The sequence below is a fragment of the Citrobacter sp. Cpo109 genome (assembly GCF_030332565.1).
Classification (GTDB): Bacteria; Pseudomonadota; Gammaproteobacteria; order Enterobacterales; family Enterobacteriaceae; genus Citrobacter; species Citrobacter portucalensis.
This window is the reverse complement of record NZ_JAOWHQ010000039.1, coordinates 1-338: the sequence shown is the minus strand read 5'-3', so window position 1 is coordinate 338 and position 338 is coordinate 1. Positions and strand designations below refer to the sequence as shown.

2 protein-coding genes are annotated in these 338 nt (G+C 55.9%); both read left to right on the top strand.

The annotated features are described in order from the left end of the window. A partial coding sequence (locus OGY71_RS23245; RefSeq protein WP_286612680.1) for an STY4826 family bacteriophage gene regulatory protein occupies window positions 1-189 on the top strand: 189 nt, incomplete at its 5' end. A gap of 15 nt (window positions 190-204) precedes the next feature. Then, window positions 205-338: phage polarity suppression protein (locus OGY71_RS23240; RefSeq protein ID WP_286612688.1), on the top strand; the 134-nt coding region annotated here is incomplete at its 3' end.

Below are 338 nucleotides of genomic sequence, written 5' to 3'. Positions count from 1 at the left end.
TATCTGTCGGAAAACGTCAAACAGCGTTATCACCAGTGTACCAATATCGAATGCTCGGCCACTTTCCGCACCATCGAGTCGGTTGACGGTGTGATACGTGCCGCACCGGAGAAACCCGACCCCGCCCCGGTGACGCCACCGCCGCCGCGTAAAGTACAGGGCTGCTACAGCTCGCCGTTCCGGCATTAATCAGGAGAGAGACACGTGACCACTGTGACCATACAGCAGGCCTTTGAGGCCTGTCAGACGAACAAAAACACCTGGCTGAAACGTAAAGCCGAACTGGCAGACCTTGAACGGGAATACCGTGAACAGCTCCTTGCCGGTGACGAACAAAT